Raw genomic sequence first — 347 nt, forward strand, 5'->3', positions numbered from 1 at the left:
TCGTCGGGCGTTTTGCCCACCACGATTTCCAGCGCGCTGCGCAGCACGTCAAGTTCGACAACGTCTGAGGTACTCTCCAGCTCGGCGATCAGATAAAGAATGATCGCCTTGCTGGTGACCTTTTTGCCGTGAATAACGATGTCGCGGATGACGGCGTCCAGCACGGCGGTCTCGGCGGCCAGCGCGTCGCCGCCGCTGCGGAAGTGCTGAATGATGCTTGCTTCTGTAGAGGTGTGATGTTCGTTAAGCTGCATGATGTTATCCGTCAGGCCCTGCGGGCAAAAGTGGCCAGGCTCAGTGCCTGAAATAAAAAACGGCCACCTCCCGGGTAGCCGCGTCCTGCGGGC

At 59.4% G+C, this 347-nt stretch carries 1 protein-coding gene; it reads right to left on the reverse strand.

The window, feature by feature from the left end; all coding sequences use genetic code 11:
- Positions 1–254 (reverse strand): biofilm development regulator YmgB/AriR family protein (locus VH86_RS24630; RefSeq protein WP_045834451.1); only part of this gene is annotated, 254 nt, incomplete at its 3' end.
- Positions 255–347: the final 93 nt, after the last annotated feature.

Source organism: Pantoea sp. BL1 (assembly GCF_000963985.1).
In the GTDB taxonomy this organism is placed as follows: domain Bacteria; phylum Pseudomonadota; class Gammaproteobacteria; order Enterobacterales; family Enterobacteriaceae; genus Pantoea; species Pantoea rwandensis_B.